Origin of the sequence: Photobacterium satsumensis (genome assembly GCF_050336935.1) — a bacterium.
In the GTDB taxonomy this organism is placed as follows: Bacteria; Pseudomonadota; Gammaproteobacteria; order Enterobacterales; family Vibrionaceae; genus Photobacterium; species Photobacterium satsumensis.
Genome location: NZ_JAKJSK010000007.1, coordinates 16,568 through 41,592 on the forward strand (window position 1 = coordinate 16,568; position 25,025 = coordinate 41,592).

A 25,025-nucleotide genomic window follows, 5' to 3' on the forward strand; every position below is an offset into this window, starting at 1 on the left:
CCCTTAGATACGCTTCTCAATAATACCGCCGCCTAGACAGATTTCACCGCTGTAGAATACGGCAGACTGTCCTGGCGTTACCGCAATTTGCGGTTCGTCGAAGATGACCTTGATAGTTTCATCATCAACCGGGATGACAGTACAAGGGATATCTTGCTGACGGTAGCGTGTTTTAACCGTGCACTTGAACGGTTCGCGAATAGGTTGGCGGTCAACCCAATGTAGCTGAGCGGCAACCAAACCGTCTGACTTCAAGCGAGGGTGATCTTTACCTTGCCCAACAATCAGAACGTTACGTTCTACATCTTTATCGACAACAAACCATGGCTCTTCATTACCACCGCCACCTTTCTGGCCTCCGATAAGTAGACCTTTACGCTGGCCAAGGGTGTGGTACATCAGACCCTGGTGTTCGCCAATTACTTTGCCTTCGTCGGCTGTTTCAATATTACCTGGCTGAGCCGGTAGGTACTTGCTCAAGAATTCCGTGAACTTACGCTCACCGATAAAGCAGATACCGGTTGAATCTTTTTTCTTCGCGGTGATCAGATCCTGCTCTTCTGCAATGCGGCGAACTTCTGGTTTTTCCAGCTCACCAACAGGGAACAAGCTACGGGCAATTTGCTCGTGGCTCAAGGTGTACAGGAAGTAGCTCTGATCTTTGTTATTGTCGACACCGCGTAGCATTTTCGGCAGTTCACCTTCAGCGGTTGGGAAGCTGCGACGGGTGTAGTGACCCATGGCAATGTAATCGGCTTCCAGTACTTCGTCAGCGAAGTCCAAAAATGCTTTAAATTTGATTTCTTTGTTACAAAGAATGTCTGGGTTTGGTGTACGGCCTGCTTTGTACTCTGCTAGGAAATACTCGAAGACATTGTCCCAGTACTCGGCTGCAAAGTTGATGGTGTGCAGGTGGATACCCAGTTTGTCACATACAGCTTGTGCGTCAGCGAGATCTTCGGCTGCAGAGCAGTACTCATCGTTGTCGTCTTCTTCCCAGTTTTTCATAAACAGGCCTTCAACTTGGTAGCCCTGTTGAAGAAGAAGGTACGCGGATACCGAGGAATCTACACCGCCGGACATGCCGACAATGACTTTTTTCTGGCTGTTATCTGACATTTTACTCTTCAGTCGTTAATAAAAGTTAAGGTCGCGATTCTAACAGAAAGCTAAAGGCCGAAACAGACCGAGAGCGGAATCACACTTTAATAATTTTACCAACGTCATTTTATTATTTGCGCAAACGTTTGCTTTGTGGTGGCAATGATAGATGAGGGCGACGCAAAAGTGTAGTGTTTTTAATGTTAAATTCGTAAAAATGCAGGGTGGAAATGTGAAGTGTTTGCCGGTAGCAAAAAGCTGCCGGCATACTGGGTTAGGAGGTGCCGAGTTGGACTTCTTTCCACTCGCCAGGGGCGAGGTCGTTGACTGTCCAATCTGCCATCTGGTAGCGGATAAGGCGCAGGGTCGGATAGCCCATATGGGCGGTCATTCTACGCACCTGCCGATTACGTCCTTCTTTGAGGGTAATCGCCAACCAAGTGGTGGGTATATTTTTCCGTTCGCGGATTGGCGGAACACGTTCCCAAACTTCTGGGCTGTCGATGACTTCGACGCCAGCAGGTAGGGTTGGACCATCCTTTAGAGTAACGCCCCGGCGCAGCTGTTCGAGTTCTTCCTCGTTAGGTGCCCCTTCAACTTGTACCCAATAGGTTTTTGGTTGCTTGGATTTAGGTTGGGTTAACTGCGCTTGTAATACGCCGTCGTTAGTCAGCACTAACAATCCCTCACTGTCTTTATCCAGTCTGCCTGCGGGATAGACGTCTTTTACCGAAATAAAGTCCGCCAAGGTTTGATCCCCCGGCTCACCGGTGAACTGGGTGAGAACGTTATAAGGTTTGTTAAATAAAATGATCTTTGTGGGGCCGCGTGGACGCCTTGGTTTATTGCGCATTCTTGATGCTCGGCGCTCATTATTGGCACGTTTGGGTTGACGCGAAGAGGTGTTTGGCTTCATAAATAGCGTGTTGTACAAGGGAAAAGAAAATTGACATGCCTATTATACTCGAAAAATTCCATGAGTGGCGTATCGATAAAAATTCAAGTATGATTTGCGCGCATCTTACAAAAAGATAACAAATGGACGCTAGGAGATTTAAATGGATAGTAAAGTAGTTGTACCAGCTGAAGGTCAGAAAATCACTCTGGATTCTGAAGGTAAACTGGTCGTTCCTAACAACCCTGTCATTCCTTATATCGAAGGTGACGGTATTGGGGTTGATGTAAGCCCTGCTATGATTAAAGTCGTTGATGCCGCTATCGATAAAGCGTACGGCGGTGACCGCAAGATTGCCTGGATGGAAATCTACACCGGTGAAAAATCGACGCAAGTATACGGTGAAGATGCTTGGCTACCACAAGAAACCCTTGATTATATCCGCGACTACAAAGTGGCAATCAAAGGCCCGTTGACAACCCCTGTTGGTGGCGGTATCCGTTCACTCAACGTTGCACTTCGCCAAGAGCTAGATCTATACATCTGTGCTCGTCCTGTACGTTATTTCGACGGTGTACCAAGCCCACTTAAGCAGCCTGAACTGACTGACATGGTTATCTACCGTGAAAACTCAGAAGATATCTACGCAGGTGTTGAGTTCCAGGCTGGTACTGCAGAAGCTGATAAAGTCATCAAGTTCTTGCAAGATGAGATGGGTGCCACGAAAATCCGTTTTCCACAGCAATGTGGTGTCGGTATCAAGCCTGTATCTGAAGAAGGTACTAAGCGTCTGGTTCGTGCTGCCATCCAGTACACTATCGACAATGATCGCGACTCGCTAACGCTGGTTCACAAAGGTAACATCATGAAGTTCACCGAAGGTGCCTTCAAAGATTGGGGTTACGAAGTGGCAGCGAAAGAGTTTGGTGCTGAGCTGCTAGACGGCGGCCCATGGATGACGCTGAAAAACCCTAATACGGGTAAAGAGATCATCATCAAAGACAGCATTGCTGATGCATTCCTGCAGCAAATCCTGCTACGCCCTGCTGAGTATGATGTCATTGCGACGATGAACCTGAACGGTGACTATGTGTCTGATGCACTGGCTGCGCAGGTTGGTGGTATTGGTATCGCACCGGGTGCCAACATCGGTGATGGTGTGGCGCTGTTCGAAGCAACACACGGTACAGCACCTAAGTACGCAGGCCAAGACAAAGTGAACCCTGGTTCATTGATTCTATCGGCTGAGATGATGCTTCGCCACCTTGGTTGGACTGAAGCGGCTGATTTGATCATCAGTTCGATGGAAGCGGCTATCAGCAACAAGACTGTGACTTACGATTTCGAGCGCCAAATGGAAGGTGCAACACTGCGTAAGTGTTCTGAGTTTGCTGATGACATGATTGAACAGATGTAATTCTGTGTTATGAATGCGATAAAGTAAGAAAAAGCCCAGCTAAATGCTGGGCTTTTTTGTGCCTGTTTAATGCTAGAAAATGGGAGGATAGTGAAACATTGTAACGATGGTGTTAAGTGAGATGATTATTCTTTAGTGGCGGCTTATGCATTAATTATGCAGTTTGTTTCGAGGGAGAAGAAGGATGTTTGCAGGGCCAATGTCGCGTTTTACGGTGAAAAGACCAGAAGGTAATAAAAAGACGAGCAGTTGCTCGCCTTCAGAAAGAATCGTAAAGATGAAAGTTACTATTTTACTGCTTCACCTTCAACGGGAACGATTTCCTTGGCATGGAACCCTTTAGGACCAGTTTCAACTGTATAGTTGACCTGCTGGCCTGCTTTTAGTGTACGGTAGCCATCCATCTGAATAGTTGAATAATGGGCGAAAATATCGCCTTCGCCTATCTCAGGGCAGATAAAACCAAATCCCTTAGCGTTATTAAACCATTTAACTGTACCTGTTGCCATGCTTACTTCCTTCTGTGCATTCAAGTTCCATTTTGCATTAGTCTGCTATCTCTTTTTAACACGACTTGCATACTAATGCTAATTTGATGCAGTTAATATCTACTACAAGTTACACTTTAGTAAAAAGAGTTGGGCAGTCAAGCTGGTTGCATAACATTTTGTTAAAATATAGTACTACATTCAGTTTTTCACATCTTTCTGCATTTTCTTGCTCTTCTGGTACATTTGTTATGCAACCTATGGCCTTATGGCGGTATCTCCCAGTTTGACTCAAAACGGCGGCAATTAGTCCGGATTGTCGGCTTAGTCATAGTCATCTCTGATTTGCTGGAATACAATGTGTGCATTAGTCTGAATATAGAGGTAGGGAAATGTTGGTCGAATAAGCCATGAAAGCGCTATTGAGTGGTAACTCATTGTTTTTTGGTAGACTATTCCTATCGTACTGGTAAGTTAAGTTTATGAGTAAGTTATACGAGTGGATAATTCCTGACTCTGATGTCTTGGAGGAAGAGGAAGTCCAAGTCAAACCACCATCGATGTACAAAGTAATTTTGAATAATGATGATTACACACCGATGGATTTTGTGATAGAAGTGTTACAGAAGTTCTTCTCCATGGATCTGGAGAAATCAACACAGTTGATGCTAACTGTGCATTACGAGGGGAAAGCGGTGTGCGGAACCTTCACCGCCGAGGTTGCTGAAACTAAGGTGGCCCAGGTGATGATGTATGCGAGGGAGCATGAACATCCGCTACTGTGTACGAAGGAAAAGGCCTAGTCTTTTTCCGGCACGCCATAATTGAGTGGTATTTAGGGGAGGTGCCTTATGCTAAACAAAGAACTTGAAGCGAGCTTGAATGCTGCTTTTGCGCGAGCGAGAGAGAAACGTCATGAATTCATGACGGTAGAACATCTGCTGTTGGCATTATTGGAAAACCCAGCAGCCCAGGAGGCCTTGCTGGCCTGCCGAGCTAATCTGGATACGCTGCGCAAAGAGCTTGATTCGTTTATTGAACAAACGACGCCACTGATCCCAGTGGATGATGAAAGCAGGGAAACTCAGCCTACACTCAGCTTCCAGCGTGTACTACAGCGTGCTGTATTCCACGTTCAGTCTTCCGGCCGCAGCGAAGTGACCGGAGCAAACGTACTGGTCGCGATTTTCAGCGAGCAGGAATCCCATGCGGCTTACTTGCTCAAGAAGAGCGATATTAGCCGTTTGGATGTCGTCAATTTCATTTCACACGGCACAGTCAAAGACAGCGACAATGATGATATCAACGGTCCTGATGTAGGTGGCGGCGAAGAGCCACGCGCAGAGCAGAGCTCAGAAGATAAACTCGAGAACTTTGCCACTAACCTCAACCAACTTGCCCGTGCTGGTGGGGTTGATCCACTCATTGGCCGTGATACTGAGCTTGAACGAACGGTACAGGTATTGTGCCGCCGCCGTAAGAACAACCCACTGTTAGTCGGTGAGGCGGGTGTCGGTAAGACCGCGATTGCTGAAGGTCTGGCATGGCGTATTGTTGAAGGCCAAGTGCCTGATGTCATCAAAGACTGTGTGATTTACTCGCTGGATATCGGTTCATTGTTGGCCGGTACCAAATATCGCGGTGATTTCGAGAAGCGTTTCAAGGCTATCCTGAAGCAGCTTGAGAAAGAAGATCAAGCTATCCTGTTCATTGATGAAATCCATACCATCATTGGTGCGGGTGCGGCCTCCGGTGGCCAGGTCGATGCGGCTAACCTGATTAAGCCTTTGCTAAGCAACGGTAAGCTGCGTTGCATGGGCTCAACCACGTATCAGGAATACAGCAATATTTTCGAGAAAGAACGTGCCTTGTCACGTCGTTTCCAGAAGATTGATATTATCGAGCCTTCTCTCGACGATACCACTAAGATCCTGATGGGCTTGAAGCCGAAGTACGAAGCACACCACGAAGTGCGTTTCACCAATAAAGCTATCCGTGCGGCTGTCGAGCTGTCGGCCAAGTATATCAATGAGCGTCATTTGCCAGATAAAGCCATTGACGTGATCGATGAAGCGGGTGCCCGTTGCCGTTTGGCACCGGTTAGTCGTCGTAAGAAAACCGTTAATGTCAGTGATATCGAGGCGATGATTGCCAAGATGGCACGTATTCCTGAAAAGTCGGTTTCTTCCAGTGATCGTGATGTGCTGCAGAAGCTCGATAGCAAGCTCAAGATGCTGGTGTTCGGTCAGGATCCGGCTATCGATGTACTTACCGAGGCGATTAAACTAAGCCGTGCTGGATTGGGCGCCGAGAATAAACCTGTGGGTTCATTCCTGTTTGCCGGTCCGACGGGTGTGGGTAAGACTGAGGTGACGGTACAGCTGGCTCGTACGCTGGGCATCGAGCTGCTTCGCTTTGATATGTCTGAGTACATGGAGCGCCACACGGTGAGTCGTTTGATTGGTGCGCCTCCGGGCTACGTGGGCTACGATCAGGGTGGTTTGCTAACGGATGCCGTGATCAAGAACCCTCATTCGGTTGTATTGCTGGATGAAATCGAGAAAGCCCACCCGGATGTCTTCAACTTGCTGCTACAGGTGATGGACAACGGTACTCTGACGGATAATAACGGTCGCAAGGCGGATTTCCGTAATGTGATTTTGGTGATGACCACCAATGCCGGTGTTACCGAGACAGTCCGCAAGTCGATCGGCTTGATCCAGCAGGATCACAGCCTTGATGCAATGGGTGAAATCAAGCGCGTGTTTACGCCGGAATTCCGTAACCGCCTAGATGGCATCATCTGGTTCAACCATCTTGAGAAAGACGTTATTTCTTTGGTGGTCGACAAGTTTATTGTCGAACTGCAGGCCCAGCTGGATGCCCGCGGTGTATCGATGGAAGTGTCGTCGAAAGCCCGTGAGTGGTTGGCTAACAAAGGGTATGACAAGGCGATGGGTGCCCGTCCGATGGCCCGAGTGATTCAGGACAACCTGAAAAAACCAATGGCGAACGAATTGCTATTTGGTAGCTTGGTCAACGGTGGCTCGGTACGCGTCAATATCGTTAACGATGAATTGGACTTCCAATTCAGCAGCGATCTCGAGCCTGCTCACTAAGTTGCAAAGACTTTAAGCCATAACGAAATAACCGCCCGAGGGCGGTTTTTTATTTATTACTTCCCACTCGCAAACAAATGCAGCAAATCGGTGGCAATGGTCGCGGCGGCCAAAGCCGTCATGTCGGCATGATCGTATGCTGGCGCCACTTCTACCACATCCATACCGACGAGATTGATGCCCTGCAAGCCACGAATGATTTTCAGTGCCTTGTCGGATGTCAGCCCGCCACATACCGGGGTGCCAGTGCCCGGGGCAAAAGCCGGATCCAAGCAGTCGATATCGAAGGTGAGGTAGACTGGCATATCCCCAACGGTTTGCTTAATCTGCTCGATAATTTGTTCAACCGACCAATCGTTGGCTGTGCCAGCATCTAATACCGTAAACCCCAGCTTGTTGTCATAGTCGGTACGGATCCCGACTTGAATGGAGTGCTGTGGGTCTATCAAGCCCTCGTTTGGTGCATGGTAGAACATGGTACCGTGGTCAAACTGGCTACCCATGTCATAGGTATCTGTATGGGCGTCGAAGTGGATCAGGGCCATCTTACCGAACTTTTTGCCGTGGGCACGCAACAGCGGCAAGGTGACAAAGTGATCCCCGCCAAATGTCAGCAGGGTTTTGCCTGCTTCGAGCAGCGACGTGGCATGGTGTTCCAAACGTTCACACATTTGGGCTGCGTCACCACTGTCAAACACTAAGTCACCGCAATCGGCAATGGAGATCTTGTCCTTTAGCTCGAAAGACCAAGGCCAACGTTTCCCTTCCCAAGCAAGGTGGGTAGAGACCTGGCGAATGGCATTCGGTCCCATTCGGCTACCTGAGCGGCCGGTTGTAGCCATATCAAACGGTACCCCGGTGATAATGACATCGGCATCAGTAGCGTGCGGGTCGAATTGTAGCGGCTGGCGCAAAAAGCCGAAGGCATTCGCTGTTAGCGAATAGTCAGGATAAGTGGCAAGTGTTGCCATGGTTGGCTCCTAAAGAATCTTAGGGCCACCTGTGTATTGGTGGCCCTGTTTAATTGATGAATTATCGCTGGCTCTGGACATCTTCCAAGTAGGTATAGCCGTTAAGCCCTTCTTCGAGTTCGGACAAAATAGCGCGATGTTCGTCTTCAGGCAGATGCTGTTTAACCATCTGTTCGTATTGCGCCAAGAAGCTGGCAGAATCGAGGTGGACACTGCGCAGCACGTCTTTGACGCTGTCGCCGTGATCAATGCGCTCGATCTGGTAGCCGCCTTCTGGCTGGGCGCGGACAATCGCGGTATCGGTATCACCGAACAAGTTGTGCAAATCCCCCAAAATTTCCTGGTAAGCCCCGACCAGGAAGAACCCCATACGATATGGCGATTCATCGCTCCAAGCCGGTACGGCCAACGTCTTTTCAATCCCTTGCCCCTCGACGTATTGCTCAATGGCCCCGTCAGAGTCACAGGTGATGTCCAAAATTACCGCCCGACGATCAGGTTCTTTGTCGAGATTGCTCAGCGGCAGGATAGGGAAGATTTGGTCGATCCCCCAGGCGTCAGGCAGCGACTGGAACAGCGAGAAGTTGACAAAGAATTTGTCAGCAAGGCGCTCATGCAGTTCATCCAGCAGCGGGCGGTGGGCCCGGTTTTTCGCCGACAGCATTTTTTCCAGCTCGTAGCAGAGCCGCAGGCTAATTTGTTCCGCCCAAGCCCGCTCGGTAAAGCTCAGCATCCCGAGGGCAAACTGAGTATGTGCTTCCGCTAAATCGCTCTGGTTATCATGGTAAATCTCAATCAAAGAGCGCGAGTCAGTCAGTGTCATCAGCTCCCGCCATGAGTGCCACATGTTGTGCAGGAGCTGCGGGGCTGCTGCTTCTGGTGGATTAACCGATTCTTGTTTATACCTTTCCACACCGATGACGTCAGTGATCAGTACCGCATGGTGAGCGGTCAGGTTACGCCCTGACTCCGAGATAATTCTCGGCATCGGGATGCTATATTCTTTACAGATATCGCCCAGGGTGTAGACAACATTGTTGGCATACTCACGCAGGCTGTAGTTCATTGAGCAGCTGCTCTGGCTACGGGTTCCTTCGTAGTCGATGGCCAAGCCACCACCGACATCGACAGTGGTGATCCCAGCCCCGAGTTTTTTCAGCTCGGCATAGACGCGGCCAGCTTCACCGACAGCACTGCGCACATCACGGATGTTGGCGATTTGTGAGCCGAGGTGGAAGTGCAGCAGCTGTAGGCAGTCGAGCATATCGTTATCGCGCAGCTGGTTGACCACCGATAGCACTTGTGAAGCCGACAGGCCGAACTTGGACTTTTCACCACCACTGGCCTGCCATTTGCCTTTGCCCTGAGATGCAAGGCGGGCACGCAGGCCAAGGCGTGGCCTAACGCCCAGTTCAATCGCTTCTTGCATGACAGTTTTCAGCTCGGACAGTTTTTCCAGCACGATATAAACGTCATGACCGAGTTTTTCGCCGATAAGCGCTAAACGGATGTACTCCCGGTCTTTGTAACCGTTACAGACAATCACAGAGCTGGCCTGCTGGGCCATGGCAAGTACGGCCATTAGCTCCGGCTTGCTGCCGGCTTCCAAACCTAACTGGCGCTGTTGCTTGGCATACTGGCTGGCGAGGATCTCACTGACAACGGCTTCCTGCTGGTTAACCTTGATCGGGTAGACCGCCAAATACTCACCTTGGTATTGGTAGTGGTCAATCGCTTGGTTGAATACCGTACACAGGGTATCGACCCGGTGGTGGAGAATATCAGGAAATCGCACCAATACTGGCAAAGATGCACCCTTGGCAATTAACTGATCGGCCAACTGTGACAGGGCAATTGTATTGAACGGGTTCTGGCTATCAGGTCTGACAACCACTTCACCCTGAGGGCTGACGTCAAAGTAGCCTTGTCCCCAGTAAGGGATGTTGTAAACGTCACGTGCATTTTGGATAGGCCAATCACTCATTAATTTGTCCTCGAACAGTGATTGGGTACAGACAGTGTATCGATAGCTGTGGCAAGGCCCAGCCTCAGGACTGTAAGCACCAGGTTAGTTAAAACTCATCAGGCAGATGTGCGAAGTGCAGGAAGTGCAATAGGGCTTCAGCAACATCATCAGTGAACCAAATTGGTTTAGACGCAGCTAGATAGCGTCCTTTGCGTTCGCCTTTGCGACATACGCTTTTTTCGACGGCCAAGGTGTGGCGATGTATTAAGCGGTCGGTCTTTGGGGTGAATGGTGGCTGCGATGTCGCAAACGTTCACTAGGCTTAGTTGCACCAGTGCATCATGCATTGCGATAGGTTTCATTGTCATTCCTAAACGGCCGTGCTGCAGACAGATTTCACGGTATGACAGAGTAAGGTGAGGGCGGCTCCCTCGCATACACCTCGTTCGCTTTTGGCCTTTGGGTGCAGGGGGATTAGACAACCGAATGCGGGTCGAGGCAAATAAAATAATTTTGTGTTGTCGATGAAGATTATTTATCGAATCTGTTTGGTAAACCTAGTTTTCGAATCTAAACAGGAGCGATAGGAAAGAGGCCAATTTATAGGGGGCCAAAAAAAATAAAACCCGGCGATAGGCCGGGTTTTATTTGTATTCTGTAATCTTTTTTTAAGATTAACGGGCGCGGAAGACGATGCGGCCTTTGGTTAGGTCGTATGGAGTCAATTCCACAGTTACCTTGTCACCAGTAAGAATACGGATGTAGTTTTTACGCATTTTGCCAGAAATGTGAGCGGTAACAACGTGACCGTTCTCTAGCTCTACGCGGAACATAGTATTAGGTAGTGTATCAAGTACAGTACCTTGCATTTCAATTACGTCTTCTTTTGCCATTGAATCCTCTTAGGCTACCAGCCATTCATCTGATCGGGCTGGATAATGCCTTGAAACTGTTTGAGTGTAAAGTTTAGGCCGCAATTTTACATCTGCGGGTGTGCTTTGTCAGCTACTCTGACGCATTAATACGTATTTTATCGTATTTAGCTCAGGCAGCGGTGAAAAATGCAGCTTAGTTTTCATCAAAATGTTGCCATCCCTCTGCAGTTAGCTTTTCGTAAGGCTTGAAACGAATTTTATAGTTCATGGCTTTGCACTGATCTATCTGGTACCCGGGGTAAAGCCAGCGGCGGCCCGAATGTTGGCAGTACTGGATTTGATACAGGACACAAAGCGTGCCGAGCGACAACGCGCTATCAGGTTCGAAAAAGCTGTAAACGGCGCTCATTGCATCATCGAATATATCTGTGATGGCGATGGCTATCAGCTGTTCACCGTCATAAACATGGAGGAACAAAGTATCCATCCAAGGGGCTGTGCAAAATTCAAAAAATTGCGCTTTATTGGGCGGGTACATACTGCCATCGGCATGACGCTGGGTAATATAGCGCTCATACAGCGGATACCAGTCTGGATCCAGCTCAGTCTTGAATTCCCATTGCAGCTTAGCCATTTGGTTGAGTTGACGCTTTTGGCTTTTCGCTGGGCGAAAAGCGGGGCAGTCAATGCGCAGGGGAGTACAGGCATTGCACTGCTGGCACATTGGCTTATAGACGGCACTGCCGCTGCGACGGTAGCCTGACGCCAGCAAAACGGCATAGCCAGGTGGTGATAGCCAGTGCTGATCCATTACCACGCCCAGCTGCTCGTCTTGCCCGGGAAGATAGCTGCACTGCGATTCCGGCGTCAAGCCTATGCGCAGCGGAAGCTTGTTAAAACTGGTCATGACGGTGAGAAAATTAACTCCTGACTGTGGTAACACGTATCGTTTAGTATGGCATCTCTTTGCTGGTGGAGAAAATGCGTGAATAGGCTTCGTTCCATTTCGGCGGCACCTAGAGAGGCAAGATGGTCATTCATTATTTGGCAATCAATAAGCTGGCCACCATGGGCACTGAAGTGTTCGCAAAACAGCCACAGCGCAATCTTGGACGCATTGTCGGCTAGTGAGAACATGGATTCGCCGCAGAACACGCCGCCGACGCTGATACCATACAATCCCCCGACAAGCTGTCCTTGCTGCCACACTTCCACCGAATGGCAGTATCCGAGATCATGCAAATACTGGTAGGCTTGGATCATCTCGGGCGTGATCCAGGTTTCTTCTGCTTTGCGTGTACTGGCGCAGAGCTCAATGATATCGTGGCAAGCGTGATTCAATGTGACTTGGTAGCCTGATTTTCGGTAAAATTTCCGTAAGCTCTTACTGGGCTGAAACTGCTCGGGAAGGAAAACGGCCCTGGGTGCCGGGCTCCACCACAATAGTGGCTCTCCTTCGGAAAACCACGGAAATATACCTTGGCGATAAGCACTAACAAGGCGTTCAGGGCGCAGATCACCCCCAAAGGCCAACAGGCCATTGGGGTCTGCCAGTGCCGTTTCTGGGGCGGGAAAATCAGTATTGACCGGATCAAGCTCCGGAAGATAAATTGCCATAATTACACTAAATGTAGCTGATATCTCTCCAAGCACCTTATCGTTACTTGGGGATAGAGCTCATGGTTGCCGGGAAAGAGGATTATATGATGAGAAAATGGTTAGTGTTATTGTTAATTTTACCTTTGGCACTTTCTGCGGCGCCGTACAACCGAAATCAGGCGAGAACGGTTAACAAAGTGGTCTTTGGTGATGTCGACAGCGTTCGCTATATTACCCACCAGGATGTGATTGAATCTCAGCGTAATGGCTGGGAAACCCTGCTGGGAGGGGTGATTGGCGGGTTGATCGGTAATCAGTTCGGGGATGGAACCGGGCGAGAGGTCGCGACAGCTGTTGGTGCCGTGGCGGGAGCAGGAATTGCCCATCAGCGGCAGACAACTCAACAGATTGTCCAATATCGGCTAGTTGAATTACTGATAAAAGCAGATAACGGAACCTTGATTGATGTCATTCAAGATGTCGATTCCACCATGCTGTTCCAGCCTAAAGACAAGGTCAGGATCCTGTATTTTGATAATGGGGTGAGGGTCGATAAAACGTACCCGTAGAGTGGCAGATATACAAAAAGCGTGAGGGTAGTAATATCCTCACGCTTTTTACATTCAGGCTATAGATTACTCTACGCTTAAGATTCGCATGTTGTTAGTGCTGCCAATTTTGTCCATGACATCACCCTGGGTGATGATGACAAGGTCACCGGTAGAAAGGAAGCCTTTTTCTTTCAAGGTTTCAACCGCGTGCTTTGCTGCATCTAGGCCAGCGTCGCTGTCGCGGTTGAAGTAAACCGGTGTAACGCCACGGAATAGCGCCGCGCGGTTCAGCGTGTTTTCGTTGCGTGACATCGCAAAGATAGGCTTGCCAGATGAAATACGAGACATCATCAGTGGTGTACGGCCAGATTCAGTCATCGCGATCATCGCTTTAACGCCTTCCATGTGGTTTGCGGCGTACATGGTAGACATTGCAATGGTTTCTTCTGGTGACTCGAAAGTACGCGCTAGGCGGTGGTTAGAGACGTTGATGCTAGGCTCTTTTTCCGCGCCTAGACAAACGTTAGCCATCGCGGTAACGGTTTCTACTGGGAAGCTACCTGCGGCCGTTTCGGCTGAAAGCATTACCGCATCGGTACCATCAAGCACTGCGTTAGCCACGTCCATCACTTCTGCACGTGTTGGCATTGGGCTGGTGATCATGGTTTCCATCATCTGGGTTGCCGTGATCACGGTGCGGTTTAGGCTACGAGCACGACGGATCAGCTTCTTCTGAACACCAACAAGTTCAGGGTCACCGATTTCAACACCAAGATCACCACGGGCTACCATTACCGCATCAGATGCCATGATGATGTCATCCATGGCTTCTGTGGTTGCAACGGCTTCAGCACGCTCAACTTTAGAGACCAGCTTGGCTTCTAGGCCGGCTTCTATCGCTAGGCGGCGAGCGTACTTCATGTCTTCGCCGTTACGAGGGAAAGAAACGGCCAGGTAATCCACACCCATTTGAGCGGCGGTAATAATGTCGGCCTTGTCTTTGTCTGTTAGTGCTTCAGCAGAAAGGCCACCACCTTTCTTGTTGATACCCTTGTTGTTTGACAGCGGGCCAGCAACCGTTACTTCGGTGTGAACCTTGTTGCCTTCAACCGCAGTGACTTTGAGCTGAACGCGACCATCGTCTAGCAACAGGATATCGCCTGTTTCAACGTCTTTTGGTAGCTCTTTGTAGTCAAGGCCAACAGCGTGCTGATCGCCTTCACCTTTTGCTAGATCACTGTCTAGGGTGAATTTGTCGCCGATCGCCAGTTGAATCTTGCCGTCTTTGAACGTAGATACACGGATTTTCGGGCCTTGGAGATCGCCTAGGATTGCAACATGCTTGCCTAGTTTCGCGGCGATTTCACGTACAGTCTTGGTGCGCTGGATGTGATCCTCTGGGCTGCCGTGAGAGAAATTCATTCGCACAACATTTGCACCAGCAGCGATAATCTTTTCTAGATTGTTGTCGCGATCGGTTGCAGGACCCAAAGTAGTAACGATTTTAGTACGTCTTAGCCTTTCAGACATCGGAAACTCCATCTGTATCATTGTTTACCAATGAAACGATTGCTTGTAGAAATCTGCTCCATTGAATTGCGTGAAATTTTACTACACATAAAGGTAGAAATAAGCTGTTCTTTATCAACAAACTGTAAGAAAAAAACATATTGTAGGACAAGGTGTGCGTGTTTCTTCATCGCAGTGCGTCAATGTTGCAGGATTTAATGGGCGACACCGCTCATGGCTGCAGAAAGTTGCTGCGTTCGGTAGGGGTAAGTGTAGTTGAAGGAAGTAGCCAGAGAGCGGCTATTCGAATGGGCAAATACTGAAAAAGCGCAGCCTACGCTGCGCCTATTTTATGCCAAATGATTGTTAATGCCAGTGAGTATCAAGCAAAGAATCATCAACAGGTTAAACGATGCCTTCTTTAGTAAAGCGAGAGTCCTTAAGTGACTCTTTGACTCGCTTTAGGTTCTCGCGAAAGCCCGCACCTCGGCGTAGGGTAAAGCCGGTTGCGAGTACGTCAATGACGGTCATCTGCACCACACGGCTCGCCATTGGCATGTAGACATCGGTATCTTCAGGTACATCCAAGCAGATTGAGATAGAGCACTCGCGGTCCAGCGGTGAGTCTTTGGCTGTAATGCCGATAACAGTGGCGCCGTTTTCGCGTGCCATGCGAGCCACTTCAACCAAGCTCTTTGTGCGTCCCGTATGGGAAATCATCACCACAACGTCACCGTCACTGCAATTGATTACGCTCATGCGCTGCATCACAATATCGTCGAAGCAAACAATTGGGATATTGAAGCGAAAGAACTTATTCTGGGCATCGTGTGCAACAGACGCAGAAGCACCTAGACCGAAGAAGGAGATTTTCTTGGCCTGGGTTAGCAAATCGACCGAGCGGTTAACCTGCATTGGGTCGAGGCTGTTCTTCGCCACATCAAGGCATGCCATGGTCGACTCGAAGATCTTAGAGGTGTAAGCATCAGGGCCATCATCCTCTTCAACGTTACGGTTCACATAAGGCGTACCGTTAGCTAGGCTCTGGGCAAGGTGCAGTTTAAAATCCGGAAAGCCCTTGGTGTCCAAGCGACGACAGAAGCGGTTAACAGTTGGCTCACTGACATCCGCCATTTTAGCCAGTGTTGCGATGCTTGAGTGAATGGCTGTCTGAGGCGATGCAAGGATAACTTCAGCCACTTTACGCTCAGACTTACTGAAGTTATCAAGATTCTTTTGAATTTTCTCTAGGGTATTCATGGCGGTTACCGCTCGTTACTGAATTTCGTTACTGGCTTACTTATCATATAAAGTGCTTAAAGCCATTTTGATGAAACTATACTACTTTTCATGGATCTGCTCCTAGTAAATCCATGAATATCGCTTTCTCTTTTTATTATAGTTTGACAGGGATCGAATTTTTTATTTCAAAACTGAAAATTTTTTTAATCAAAATTACGCTTTTCAGGGCTGATATCAGGCTTTTTTGTAGCTAATTTTCAAACTTCGGGAATTAATTTACAGGCTAAAATAAATCGCGATGAAAAAATGAGCAGCAAAGTGAAACCGACTTTCAGGGTTTTGTGATCGGGGAGAGGTTATGCAACAAGGACAGATTAATAAGATCAGCATTTGTGGCTGTGGGTGGTTTGGCTTGCCGTTGGCGAAGCATTTTGTGGCGTTGGGAATAGAAACGTGGGGCAGCAAGCAAGATACTGAGAAGGCCAAAGCCTTGGCCGAAAGCGGTATTCAAGGTATTGCCCTTTCGCTTCCTCAATCGTTGGAGGAGCCTACTGCAATTACTCCGCAGATTAAGCCGTTCTTTAACACCGATTTGCTCGTGATCAACGTGCCAATCGGTCGTGGCGAGGGAGCGGCTGATGATTTTATAGCCAGCATAAAGCAGCTATCGGATACGGCCAAGCGACTTGGTTGCCAAAAGGTGGTTTTTATCAGTACAACTTCCGTTTACGGCACATGCGAGGGAGTGATAGAGGAAACGGTTGAGCCTTGTCCTGATACGTTGTCGGGGAAAGCCCACCTTGCAATAGAGCAGTATTTGTTGGCGGAGTGGGGGAGTAAAGCGGTGATTCTACGTTTTGCTGGGCTTATTGGACCTAACAGGCACCCTGTTCGTTTTCTATCAGGGCGACAGGGAATAGAAAATGGTCGTGATAGGGTAAACCTTGTCCATCTTGATGATTGTATTACGGCGATTTCCCAGTTGGTTAGTCAATGGCCGCAACAGCAGGTGCTGCATCTTGCTTCATCACAACACCCGACACGACAAGAGTATTACTGCAAAATGGCACAGTTAGCAGGTTTGCCTCTGCCGGTGTTTACCGATTCGATTGACCGTAATAGTAAAGTGATTGATGCGGCGAAAACGTGTCAGTGGCTCTCCATTGATCTTGCCCATGATGGCCTGCTGTCCGAACCCCCTGAGTTATGAGGCTATTGTTTGGTATGAGGTTATTGCCTGGCACAGCGGTTGTTTGAATGAGGGGGGCTCTGGTTCGGCGAAAAAAAAAGCCCACTGAAAGTCAGTGGGCAAAAACCTATATACACAATTAGGAGTTAAGCAGCAGTGGCATCACAATTAAAGAAGGGAAGGATTAACCTGTATGAACCACATCTTTAATCTGAATCATGTAAAGTAAGACAGGCTGAAAATTGGATAGTTCAAAAAAAATAATATTTTTATTCAGGTAAAAAAAAGCCCACTGAAATTCAGTGGGCGAAAGCTCTATATACACAATTAGGAGTTTAGCAGCAGTGGCATCTTAAATTAAAACCGCACAATTCAGGAGTTGATAGTTAACTGAAAAACGCGCCTTTAATATGAATGTCACTATATATGACTGACCTAAATCCAATTGGTTCAAAAAATAATTATTTTTTTGTGATGGTAATAAAATGAGCTATGAGCTATGAGCTATGAGCTATGAGCTATGAGCTATGAGCTATGAGCTATGAGCTATGAGCTATGAGCTATGAGCTATGAGCTAACGGAGCCACAGGGAGTGGGCTGAATTGTCTGCAGTTTTAGGTAAAAAAAAGCCCACTGAAATTCAGTGGGCGAAAGCTCTATATACACAATTAGGAGTTTAGCAGCAGTGGCATCTTTAATTAAAACCGCATAATTCAGGAGTTGATAGTTAACTGAAAAAATGCGCCTTTAATATGAATGTCACTATATAAGACTGAGTTAAATTCGATTGGTTCAAAAAATATTAATTTTTTTTGTGATGGTGAAAAATGGTTAAGTGAGCTATGACCTACGTGCGACGGAAGAGCGGTGTGATTTTGGCTGTAAAACATTACCTGGGGTTTTAGGTAAAAAAAAGCCCACTGAAATTCAGTGGGCGAAAGCTCTATATACAATTAGGAGTTTAGCAGCAGTGGCATTAGCAGATTAAAGAGTAAATGCAATTTGCGGCCAGCAATTCGTGATAAGTCTTTAATCTAAATGTCACTATATAGGACTGGCGGTTTTCACTTTGGTTCAGAAAAAATAGAAAAAAAGCACCATTTTTTTATAACTGCTTGATTTTAAATCAAGCGGAATAAGTAAAAAGAAAAAGGGGGGGGAATCAAATAAAGAAAACCCATCTCCATGGGTGGAGATGGGTTTCGAAGAATGTCTTCTAAGAAAAAGCAGTGGCATTAATTAGGACCAGCGAATGTGCACTTTGTTCCAAAAATTTTTCATTTTCTCAGATTTTTTTTATTTGCTTAAATCTCAATCCTTTTGCATGAGACGAAGGTAAGACAGTTTTTCCCCCGTACTTTGTCGCAGTTCCAGAGTGCAAAAGATTGATCACCTTCACGGCTTGCACATTAAACATAGAAAATATCAACGCGTTACAACATGGTGTATATTTGCGACTTGTTAAAAATGTTTCTTAGATGTAAAGTTTAAACAAGTGTTTAATACGGGTGAATGAATATGGCTGGAAAGGGAGAAACCAAGGCACGTATCTTAGATGCTGCCGAGCTACTCTTTGCCGAACATGGCTTCAAAGATACGTCGTTGCGAACCATTACCAGTAAAGCTGGGGTCAATCTGGCGTCTGTCAATTATCACTATGGCGATAAGAAAACTTTGGTTAGGGCGGTACTGGGTCGTTACCTTGATGCCTTTATGCCTAGCTTGCAGTCAGAGCTGGAAGTACTGCTGACCCGCGACGACTTTTCAATGGAAGATGTTTTCCGCTGTATCAAAGAACCGCTGTTAGCGCTGAATGAGCACCGTACCAATGGCGCCACGGTATTTATGTCCCTGATCGGCAGGGGATATACCGATGTTCAAGGCCATTTGCGTTGGTTCATCATGACCCGTTATGAGCAGATACTGACTTTATTTACGACTGCTGTGTGCAGAGCCAACCCCTCTCTGGATCCGGAAACCTTATTCTGGCGTCTGCACTTCACGCTCGGGGCATCCGTTTTCACCATGGCATCGTCAACGGCGTTGTGTGAGATCGCCGAGAATGACTTTTCCCGTCAGGTTAAACCAGAAGATTTGATTGAGCGTTTGGTGCCTTACTTGGCGGCAGGCGTTGCGGCACCCATAGAACAATCGCTTTCGCTGATCAGCGAACAGCCAACAGGAACACAATAAAAGTATGTAATACCCAAAACCAATAACGATAAAAGTGACAAAAGGACCTGAAACATGAGTACGTTAACCAAGCTAAGAAAACGCTATCTCAGTGATCCCGCATTTAAGATGTTTAAAAAAGTGTTGCCCCCGCTTTCCGACACTGAACGAGAGGCCATGGAGGCCGGTAGTGTTTGGTGGGATGGCGAGTTGTTTGGCGGGAATCCGAACTGGAATACCTTGCTGACTTACCCGCAGCCGACATTGAGTGCTGAGGAGCAGGCGTTCATCGACAACAAGCTAGAGCCTTTGTTGGATATGTTGAACGACTATCAGATTGTCCAGGAAGAGAAAGATCTGCCACCAGAAGTGTGGGAGTATCTGCGCAAAGAAAAATTCTTCTCGCTGATTATTGGTAAGGAATATGGAGGCTTAGACTTCTCAGCCCATGCTAACTCGACCATCGTAACCCGTATTGCAACCAAGAGTTTGAGTGCGGCCGTTTCGGTGATGGTACCTAATTCTTTGGGCCCTGGTGAGCTGTTGACCCACTATGGCACGCAAGAACAAAAAGATTACTGGCTGCCGCGTTTAGCACACGGTGAGGATGTACCTTGTTTCGCCCTTACCGGGCCAGAAGCCGGTTCAGATGCTGGTGGTATTCCCGATCAGGGGGTGGTGTGTTATGACGAGTACCAAGGTGAGCAAGTCTTGGGTATTCGTGTTAGCTGGAACAAGCGTTACATTACCCTTGCGCCAGTGGCCACCGTGCTTGGCTTGGCCTTTAAACTGCAAGATCCTGATGGTTTGATTGGCGACAAGAAAGATTTGGGTATTACCTGTGCCTTGATCCCGTCCGATCATCCCGGTGTCGAAATCGGTGAGCGCCATGATCCGCTTAACCTTGCCTTTATGAATGGTCCAACTCGAGGCAGTGACGTTTTCATCCCTATGGACTGGGTTATTGGCGGTCAGGATTATGTCGGCCGAGGTTGGCGTATGCTGGTGGAATGTCTGTCGGCTGGACGAGGAATATCACTGCCAGCACTGGGTACCGCGGTCGGACATCTGACGGCGAGAACGACAGGTGCCTACGCCTATGTGCGTAAGCAGTTCGGCATGTCGATCGGTAACTTCGAAGGTGTCGCGCAGGCGATGGGCCGCATTGGTGGCTTTACCTATATGCTGGAGGCGTCCAGAACCCTGACAACGACGTCGCTTGATATGGATGAAACGCCGGGAATCGTCACCGCGATTGCCAAGTACCATATGACGGAGATGGCCCGTACCATCCTGAATGATTCGATGGATGTGCACGCCGGCCGTGCTATTCAGCTTGGGCCAATGAACTATATTGGCCACCATTATTTCGGTATGCCGGTTGCCATCACAGTTGAAGGGGCCAATATTCTGACCCGTAACCTGATGATCTTTGGTCAGGGGGCGACCCGTTGTCATCCATATGTACTTAGCGAGATGGAAGCGGCAGCCAACCCTGATAGCAGGGAAGGGGCCAAGGACTTCGATAAACTGCTGGCTAGCCACATTGGTTTTGCTGTTGGCAATGTGAGTAAATCATTGCTTAATGCCTTTAGTGGTTCACGTTTCAATAACTCACCGGTTAGTGGTGAAACGGCAAAATACTATAAGCAGCTATCACGCATGAGCCGGGCATTGGCCGTCGCGGCTGACTTTGCCATGCTGAGTTTGGGCGGTGAGCTGAAGCGACGCGAAATGGTCTCGGCGCGCTTGGGTGATGTATTGAGTCACTTGTATTTGGCTTCTGCAGTTCTTAAGCGTTATGAAGATGAAGGCCGTCAGCAGCAGGATCTCCCTTTTGTTCACTATGGGCTGCAGCATTGCCTGCACCAATGTGGCGTGGCCTTTGATGAGGTATTGGCGAACTTTCCACGCAAAGGGATTGGTCGTTTATTACGTACCCTGCTGTTCCCGTTGGGTATCCATTATGCCGCACCGAAGGATGAGCTTGCCGTGAAGATCGCTGAGCTGTTGATGCGTCCTGGTAAGCAGCGTGACCGTCTGACTCACCTTTGTTATGTCGGTAAACACGAAGATGATCCGGTTGGGCTGATGGATCGGGCATTTGTTGCCATGTATGGGGTGAAGGATCTTGAGCGTAAAATTGCCAAGGCCGTTAAAGCCGGTGAGATCCCGCGCAAGATTTCGTTAACAGAGAAGTTACAAATTGCTCTTGATGCGGGGATCGTCACAGAAGCTGAAGTGAAAAAAATGCAAAATGCCGAGCAGCTAAGACAGAAAGCGATTCAGGTGGATCACTTCTCTGCTGCACACTTTAAAAAAGGCGGCTTACAACCGGGGAAAGCAGCCTAAGGCTCATGCCTTGTGAACAATAAACCTGGTGTCTCCCATGTGCCACGCAATTGCGTGGCACTTTTTTTGGTATTTTTTGTGACTTTCCGCGCGTAACACCTCCAACCACTGTCGAATTTAGCGTTTTCGCTCATAAATTTAATGCGATTTTGTCATTTACCTTTTATCCTACTGTCAATTGTGTAAGGGAAGTTGAAAATGATCATCAAACCTAGAATTCGTGGATTTATTTGTACAACGACTCACCCAGTGGGTTGTGAGGAAAACGTCAAAGAGCAGATTGCATACACTAAGGCGCAGGGCCCAATTGCCGATGCCCCTAAGCGTGTGCTGGTCGTCGGTTCATCAAGCGGCTACGGTTTGTCTTCGCGCATTGCGGCTGCATTCGGTGGCGGTGCTGCAACAATTGGTGTGTTCTTCGAAAAACCGGGAACTGAAAAGAAACCGGGTACAGCAGGCTGGTATAACTCTGCCGCATTCGACAAGTTTGCTAAAGAAGAAGGCCTGTACTCCAAGAGCTTGAATGGTGATGCTTTCTCGCACGAAGCCAAACAGAAAGTGATTGATCTGATCAAAGAAGATCTGGGTCAGATTGATATGGTTGTTTACTCACTGGCTTCTCCAGTGCGTAAAATGCCAGAAACAGGTGAAGTGATTCGCTCTACTCTGAAGCCTATGGGTGAAACCTACACGGCGACAGCGGTTGATACCAACAAAGACGTATTGATTGAAGCAAGCATTGAGCCTGCGACAGAGCAGGAAATTGAAGATACTGTTACTGTGATGGGCGGTCAGGACTGGGAGCTATGGATCAATGCGCTGTCTGATGCTGGTGTATTGGCTGATGGCTGCAAAACTGTTGCCTACAGCTACATCGGTACAGAGATCACTTGGCCAATCTACTGGCACGGTGCTCTGGGCAAGGCGAAAATGGACCTTGACCGTGCGGCTTCTGAGCTTAACGATAAGCTATCTGCAGCGGGTGGTTCAGCTAACGTTGCCGTGCTTAAGAGTGTCGTCACTCAGGCGAGCTCTGCCATTCCTGTCATGCCTCTATACATTGCTATGGTCTTCAAGAAGATGCGTGAAGAAGGCGTTCATGAAGGTTGTATGGAGCAGATCCACCGTATGTTCACTCAGCGCCTATTCAAGGCTGACGGCAGCGCTGCCGAAGTTGACAGTGAAAACCGTCTACGCCTGGATGACTGGGAACTACGTGAAGATATCCAGAAGCACTGTCGTGATCTGTGGCCAACCGTAACCAACGAGAATCTGTTCGATGTTGCTGACTACCAGCAATACAAAGATGAGTTCTTGAAGCTATTTGGCTTTGGTATCGAAGCTGTTGACTACAGTGCTGACGTAAGCCCTGTTGTAGAGTTTGATGTTAAAGACATCTAACTTCTCGCAGAAAGCGTAAAATAAAAAAAACCGCCGAAAGGCGGTTTTTTTATTTATACCCAATAACGTTAACGTTTAATTTTTGGGTAACTCAATCACAAATGCGGCGCCTTCAATCGATGCGGATTCAACATGAATCGTGCCCTTGTAACTCATTACTATCTCGTGGCAAACCGACAGGCCGATACCTTGACCTGGGTTGAGTTGATCAGCTCGAACACCGCGCTGGAAAATAGCTTCTCGCACTTCTTCCGGCACGCCTGGGCCATCATCTTCAATAGCGATGATAAACCGATCAGGCTTTTCCTTCACTGTTACCCGAACCTCGGTAATACAGAATCGGTAGGCATTTTCCAGCAGGTTACCGAACAATTCCATCAAGTCGCTTCGGTTGACCGGCAGCGTCAATTTATCGTTGAAGAAGCAACGTAACGAGACGTTTTTCTCGTTATACACCTTGCTAAGCAAACGGCTGAAACTGTCTGTGAGCGGCTTTAATTCGGTCTTGTCTTTTTGCAGACCTTGTTGGCCCATCATGGCTCGCTTCAGCTGGTACTGCACCAGTTCATCCATTTGGCTGATCTGTTCCATTACCCGCTGATTGAGCTCAAAGCGCGCTATCTCTTTATCATCCAGCAGGGCATTGGTTGCAGCCAGGCGGGTTTTCAGGCTATGTGCCAAGTCATCCATCGCATGGCGGTAACGGCCTTTCTGGGCGTTACTGATCTCAATCAGGCGGTTGAGCGCTAAGGTGATGTCCTGCAATTCCATCGGGAAGTCATCATCCAGCTTGTCGCGTTTGGAATCGGTCATCTGATCAAGCTGTGAAGCCATTTTCCGCAGCGGCTGGAAGCTCCAATGGAAAGCGGCAATCAAGAAGGCGATAGCAATAAGGACAAATAGCCCTAAGTAGAATGTTGTACGCTTGTGTAGCTGGTCGAGTGATGACACATAAGAATCGCCAGAGCGCAGTACCACAAGCTGGTAAACATTGCCGCCTTCCCGTTCTTGGCTCATGTTGTAGGCAATATAGCTTTCGCCTGACAGGGTTTCGACCAAGGTTGGTGCAGGGATGCTGTCGGGCAGTTCACTACAGATATTACCGATATTGGCTTCTTTGGCTTCATCGGAAAGCCAAATGGTGTGATCAGATTTGTCACAAACCACGGACATATAATCAGTGTCGGATGGGTCAACCGAATCAATCCATTTATCGACATCTTTGATCAGGCCTGCGCGGTTTAGCTGGGCAACAACCATCGGCATCTGGGCAACAAGCTCAGACGAATAAGCAGCCATATAGCTTTGGCTATAAAGCTGGTTAATCACCCCGGCGAGTGCTGAGGTGATCAAAACGATAATCGCCACCGAGGTGACAAGGACCCGGCGGCGGAGCCTTGGTTGGATAAATCTATTCATTATTGCGCTTGAAGCTCGAAAATGTAGCCTTGGCCACGGATGGTAGAAATCGGGTTTTCCTGACCATTATTGGTAAACTTCTTACGCAAGCGGCTGATCATCACTTCGATAGTGTTTGGATCACCTTCCTGATCTTCGTACAGCACATCCAGTAGACGTTGCTTGGAGACTACCTGACGGCTATGGCGCATCAGATATTCCAGCAAGTCATATTCAAATGCGGTTAGCTCAAGCAGGTTCTCTTGGATAAAGACTTGTTTGGCCAGCAGGTCGACACGGATGTCACCGGCGGTCATTTCTGGTTTGACAAAGCCAGCACTGCGGCGGACCAGTGCACTGAGTCGTGCGACCATTTCTTCTTTTTGGAATGGCTTAACCAGGTAGTCATCGGCACCGGCCTCAAGCCCGGTGACTTTGTCCTGCCAGTTTGAGCGAGCAGTCAAAATCAGAATCGGCAGGCGCAAGCCTTTTTCACGCATGTCTCTGATTAGGCTGATACCGTCACGATCGGGGAGGCCGATATCAACGATAGCCACATCGTTAGGGTAATCTTGGGCAAAGAAGAGGCCTTCTTCAGCCGTTGCGGCACACTGGACCTGATGGCCCATTTCACTCAGCTGGGATTTTAAGTGGTGGCTCAGAATCGGGTCGTCTTCAACAATAAGGATACGCATAGTTTTGATTACCAATAGTTTTTCATTCTATCCAATGAATATACTGAATAGAGTAAGAAGTGGCGAATATTTCCTAGCAATTTGT

At 48.2% G+C, this 25,025-nt stretch carries 21 protein-coding genes; 8 read left to right on the plus strand and 13 right to left on the minus strand.

Annotated elements, in window-relative coordinates; all coding sequences use genetic code 11:
- Positions 1-3: 3 nt before the first annotated feature.
- Both mnmA and L4D79_RS11845 read right to left on the minus strand, forming a co-directional pair.
- Complete coding sequence (gene mnmA, locus L4D79_RS11840; RefSeq protein ID WP_428651780.1) at positions 4-1,119, minus strand: tRNA 2-thiouridine(34) synthase MnmA; 1,116 nt, start codon at positions 1,117-1,119, stop codon at positions 4-6.
- A 256-nt stretch (positions 1,120-1,375) separates the two neighbouring features.
- The gene (locus L4D79_RS11845) at positions 1,376-2,017 is read right to left on the minus strand and encodes a pseudouridine synthase (RefSeq protein WP_428651781.1); all 642 of its coding nucleotides are present in this window, start codon (positions 2,015-2,017) and stop codon (positions 1,376-1,378) included.
- Between the two features lie 142 nt (positions 2,018-2,159).
- Here L4D79_RS11845 and icd point away from each other — a divergent pair, with 142 nt between their 5' ends.
- Complete coding sequence (gene icd, locus L4D79_RS11850; protein WP_428651782.1) at positions 2,160-3,413, plus strand: NADP-dependent isocitrate dehydrogenase; 1,254 nt, start codon at positions 2,160-2,162, stop codon at positions 3,411-3,413.
- Between the two features lie 287 nt (positions 3,414-3,700).
- Here icd and cspD read toward each other — a convergent pair whose 3' ends face one another.
- Positions 3,701-3,922, minus strand: coding sequence for a cold shock domain-containing protein CspD (gene cspD, locus L4D79_RS11855; protein ID WP_428651783.1), 222 nt, complete (start codon positions 3,920-3,922; stop codon positions 3,701-3,703).
- Between the two features lie 461 nt (positions 3,923-4,383).
- Between cspD and clpS the strand changes: the two genes are divergently transcribed.
- A complete protein-coding gene (gene clpS, locus L4D79_RS11860; RefSeq protein WP_428651784.1) occupies positions 4,384-4,704 on the plus strand; it encodes an ATP-dependent Clp protease adapter ClpS in 321 nt (106 codons plus the stop codon).
- Positions 4,705-4,752: 48 nt separating this feature from the next.
- Positions 4,753-7,020, plus strand: coding sequence for an ATP-dependent Clp protease ATP-binding subunit ClpA (clpA, locus tag L4D79_RS11865; protein WP_428651785.1), 2,268 nt, complete (start codon positions 4,753-4,755; stop codon positions 7,018-7,020).
- A gap of 56 nt (positions 7,021-7,076) precedes the next feature.
- On the opposite strand, the gene speB is transcribed toward clpA, so the two are convergent.
- The 6 genes from speB to aat form a co-directional block, all read right to left on the minus strand.
- Positions 7,077-7,991 (minus strand): agmatinase, encoded by a 915-nt coding sequence (speB, locus tag L4D79_RS11870; RefSeq protein ID WP_428651786.1) that lies wholly within the window; start codon positions 7,989-7,991, stop codon positions 7,077-7,079.
- A gap of 61 nt (positions 7,992-8,052) precedes the next feature.
- On the minus strand, positions 8,053-9,975 hold the full coding sequence (gene speA / locus L4D79_RS11875; RefSeq protein WP_428651787.1) for a biosynthetic arginine decarboxylase: 1,923 nt from the start codon (positions 9,973-9,975) through the stop codon (positions 8,053-8,055).
- A 167-nt stretch (positions 9,976-10,142) separates the two neighbouring features.
- On the minus strand, positions 10,143-10,319 hold the full coding sequence (locus L4D79_RS11880; RefSeq protein WP_428651788.1) for a hypothetical protein: 177 nt from the start codon (positions 10,317-10,319) through the stop codon (positions 10,143-10,145).
- A gap of 312 nt (positions 10,320-10,631) precedes the next feature.
- Positions 10,632-10,850, minus strand: coding sequence for a translation initiation factor IF-1 (gene infA, locus L4D79_RS11885; RefSeq protein WP_005298441.1), 219 nt, complete (start codon positions 10,848-10,850; stop codon positions 10,632-10,634).
- Positions 10,851-11,025: 175 nt separating this feature from the next.
- The gene (locus L4D79_RS11890) at positions 11,026-11,739 is read right to left on the minus strand and encodes an arginyltransferase (RefSeq protein WP_428651789.1); all 714 of its coding nucleotides are present in this window, start codon (positions 11,737-11,739) and stop codon (positions 11,026-11,028) included.
- Positions 11,736-12,449 (minus strand): leucyl/phenylalanyl-tRNA--protein transferase, encoded by a 714-nt coding sequence (gene aat / locus L4D79_RS11895; protein WP_428651790.1) that lies wholly within the window; start codon positions 12,447-12,449, stop codon positions 11,736-11,738. The genes L4D79_RS11890 and aat overlap by 4 nt, the downstream gene beginning before the upstream one ends.
- 89 nt (positions 12,450-12,538) lie before the next feature.
- Here aat and L4D79_RS11900 point away from each other — a divergent pair, with 89 nt between their 5' ends.
- Positions 12,539-13,000: a glycine zipper 2TM domain-containing protein gene (locus L4D79_RS11900; protein WP_428651791.1), complete on the plus strand. Its 462-nt coding sequence runs from the start codon at positions 12,539-12,541 to the stop codon at positions 12,998-13,000.
- Positions 13,001-13,066: 66 nt separating this feature from the next.
- Here the strand turns inward: L4D79_RS11900 and pyk are convergent, their stop codons facing one another.
- Positions 13,067-14,512, minus strand: coding sequence for a pyruvate kinase (gene pyk / locus L4D79_RS11905; RefSeq protein WP_428651792.1), 1,446 nt, complete (start codon positions 14,510-14,512; stop codon positions 13,067-13,069).
- Positions 14,513-14,896: 384 nt separating this feature from the next.
- Positions 14,897-15,751, minus strand: coding sequence for a MurR/RpiR family transcriptional regulator (locus L4D79_RS11910; RefSeq protein WP_428651793.1), 855 nt, complete (start codon positions 15,749-15,751; stop codon positions 14,897-14,899).
- A 340-nt stretch (positions 15,752-16,091) separates the two neighbouring features.
- Here L4D79_RS11910 and L4D79_RS11915 point away from each other — a divergent pair, with 340 nt between their 5' ends.
- The 4 genes from L4D79_RS11915 (at position 16,092) to fabV (ending at position 22,847) form a co-directional block, all read left to right on the plus strand.
- Positions 16,092-16,943 carry an SDR family oxidoreductase gene (locus tag L4D79_RS11915; protein WP_428651794.1) on the plus strand — a complete coding sequence of 284 codons (852 nt, stop codon included), beginning with the start codon at positions 16,092-16,094 and terminating at the stop codon, positions 16,941-16,943.
- Positions 16,944-18,440: 1,497 nt separating this feature from the next.
- The gene (psrA, locus tag L4D79_RS11920) at positions 18,441-19,115 is read left to right on the plus strand and encodes a TetR family transcriptional repressor PsrA (RefSeq protein WP_428651795.1); all 675 of its coding nucleotides are present in this window, start codon (positions 18,441-18,443) and stop codon (positions 19,113-19,115) included.
- A gap of 54 nt (positions 19,116-19,169) precedes the next feature.
- Positions 19,170-21,446 carry an acyl-CoA dehydrogenase gene (locus L4D79_RS11925; protein WP_428651796.1) on the plus strand — a complete coding sequence of 759 codons (2,277 nt, stop codon included), beginning with the start codon at positions 19,170-19,172 and terminating at the stop codon, positions 21,444-21,446.
- Between the two features lie 198 nt (positions 21,447-21,644).
- Positions 21,645-22,847 (plus strand): enoyl-ACP reductase FabV, encoded by a 1,203-nt coding sequence (gene fabV / locus L4D79_RS11930; RefSeq protein WP_428651797.1) that lies wholly within the window; start codon positions 21,645-21,647, stop codon positions 22,845-22,847.
- A 75-nt stretch (positions 22,848-22,922) separates the two neighbouring features.
- Here the strand turns inward: fabV and L4D79_RS11935 are convergent, their stop codons facing one another.
- Positions 22,923-24,266 (minus strand): ATP-binding protein, encoded by a 1,344-nt coding sequence (locus L4D79_RS11935; RefSeq protein WP_428651798.1) that lies wholly within the window; start codon positions 24,264-24,266, stop codon positions 22,923-22,925.
- A complete protein-coding gene (locus L4D79_RS11940; protein WP_428651799.1) occupies positions 24,266-24,940 on the minus strand; it encodes a response regulator in 675 nt (224 codons plus the stop codon). Before L4D79_RS11940 ends, L4D79_RS11935 begins: the two co-directional genes overlap by 1 nt.
- Between the last annotated feature and the right edge of the window lie 85 nt (positions 24,941-25,025).

Coding starts and splice junctions, on each gene's coding strand:
- mnmA (WP_428651780.1), bottom strand. CDS start 1,119: ATGTCAGATAACAGCCAGAAAAAAGTCATTGTCGGCATGTCCGGCGGT.
- L4D79_RS11845 (WP_428651781.1), bottom strand. CDS start 2,017: ATGAAGCCAAACACCTCTTCGCGTCAACCCAAACGTGCCAATAATGAG.
- icd (WP_428651782.1), top strand. CDS start 2,160: ATGGATAGTAAAGTAGTTGTACCAGCTGAAGGTCAGAAAATCACTCTG.
- cspD (WP_428651783.1), bottom strand. CDS start 3,922: ATGGCAACAGGTACAGTTAAATGGTTTAATAACGCTAAGGGATTTGGT.
- clpS (WP_428651784.1), top strand. CDS start 4,384: ATGAGTAAGTTATACGAGTGGATAATTCCTGACTCTGATGTCTTGGAG.
- clpA (WP_428651785.1), top strand. CDS start 4,753: ATGCTAAACAAAGAACTTGAAGCGAGCTTGAATGCTGCTTTTGCGCGA.
- speB (WP_428651786.1), bottom strand. CDS start 7,991: ATGGCAACACTTGCCACTTATCCTGACTATTCGCTAACAGCGAATGCC.
- speA (WP_428651787.1), bottom strand. CDS start 9,975: ATGAGTGATTGGCCTATCCAAAATGCACGTGACGTTTACAACATCCCT.
- L4D79_RS11880 (WP_428651788.1), bottom strand. CDS start 10,319: ATGAAACCTATCGCAATGCATGATGCACTGGTGCAACTAAGCCTAGTG.
- infA (WP_005298441.1), bottom strand. CDS start 10,850: ATGGCAAAAGAAGACGTAATTGAAATGCAAGGTACTGTACTTGATACA.
- L4D79_RS11890 (WP_428651789.1), bottom strand. CDS start 11,739: ATGACCAGTTTTAACAAGCTTCCGCTGCGCATAGGCTTGACGCCGGAA.
- aat (WP_428651790.1), bottom strand. CDS start 12,449: ATGGCAATTTATCTTCCGGAGCTTGATCCGGTCAATACTGATTTTCCC.
- L4D79_RS11900 (WP_428651791.1), top strand. CDS start 12,539: ATGAGAAAATGGTTAGTGTTATTGTTAATTTTACCTTTGGCACTTTCT.
- pyk (WP_428651792.1), bottom strand. CDS start 14,512: ATGTCTGAAAGGCTAAGACGTACTAAAATCGTTACTACTTTGGGTCCT.
- L4D79_RS11910 (WP_428651793.1), bottom strand. CDS start 15,751: ATGAATACCCTAGAGAAAATTCAAAAGAATCTTGATAACTTCAGTAAG.
- L4D79_RS11915 (WP_428651794.1), top strand. CDS start 16,092: ATGCAACAAGGACAGATTAATAAGATCAGCATTTGTGGCTGTGGGTGG.
- psrA (WP_428651795.1), top strand. CDS start 18,441: ATGGCTGGAAAGGGAGAAACCAAGGCACGTATCTTAGATGCTGCCGAG.
- L4D79_RS11925 (WP_428651796.1), top strand. CDS start 19,170: ATGAGTACGTTAACCAAGCTAAGAAAACGCTATCTCAGTGATCCCGCA.
- fabV (WP_428651797.1), top strand. CDS start 21,645: ATGATCATCAAACCTAGAATTCGTGGATTTATTTGTACAACGACTCAC.
- L4D79_RS11935 (WP_428651798.1), bottom strand. CDS start 24,266: ATGAATAGATTTATCCAACCAAGGCTCCGCCGCCGGGTCCTTGTCACC.
- L4D79_RS11940 (WP_428651799.1), bottom strand. CDS start 24,940: ATGCGTATCCTTATTGTTGAAGACGACCCGATTCTGAGCCACCACTTA.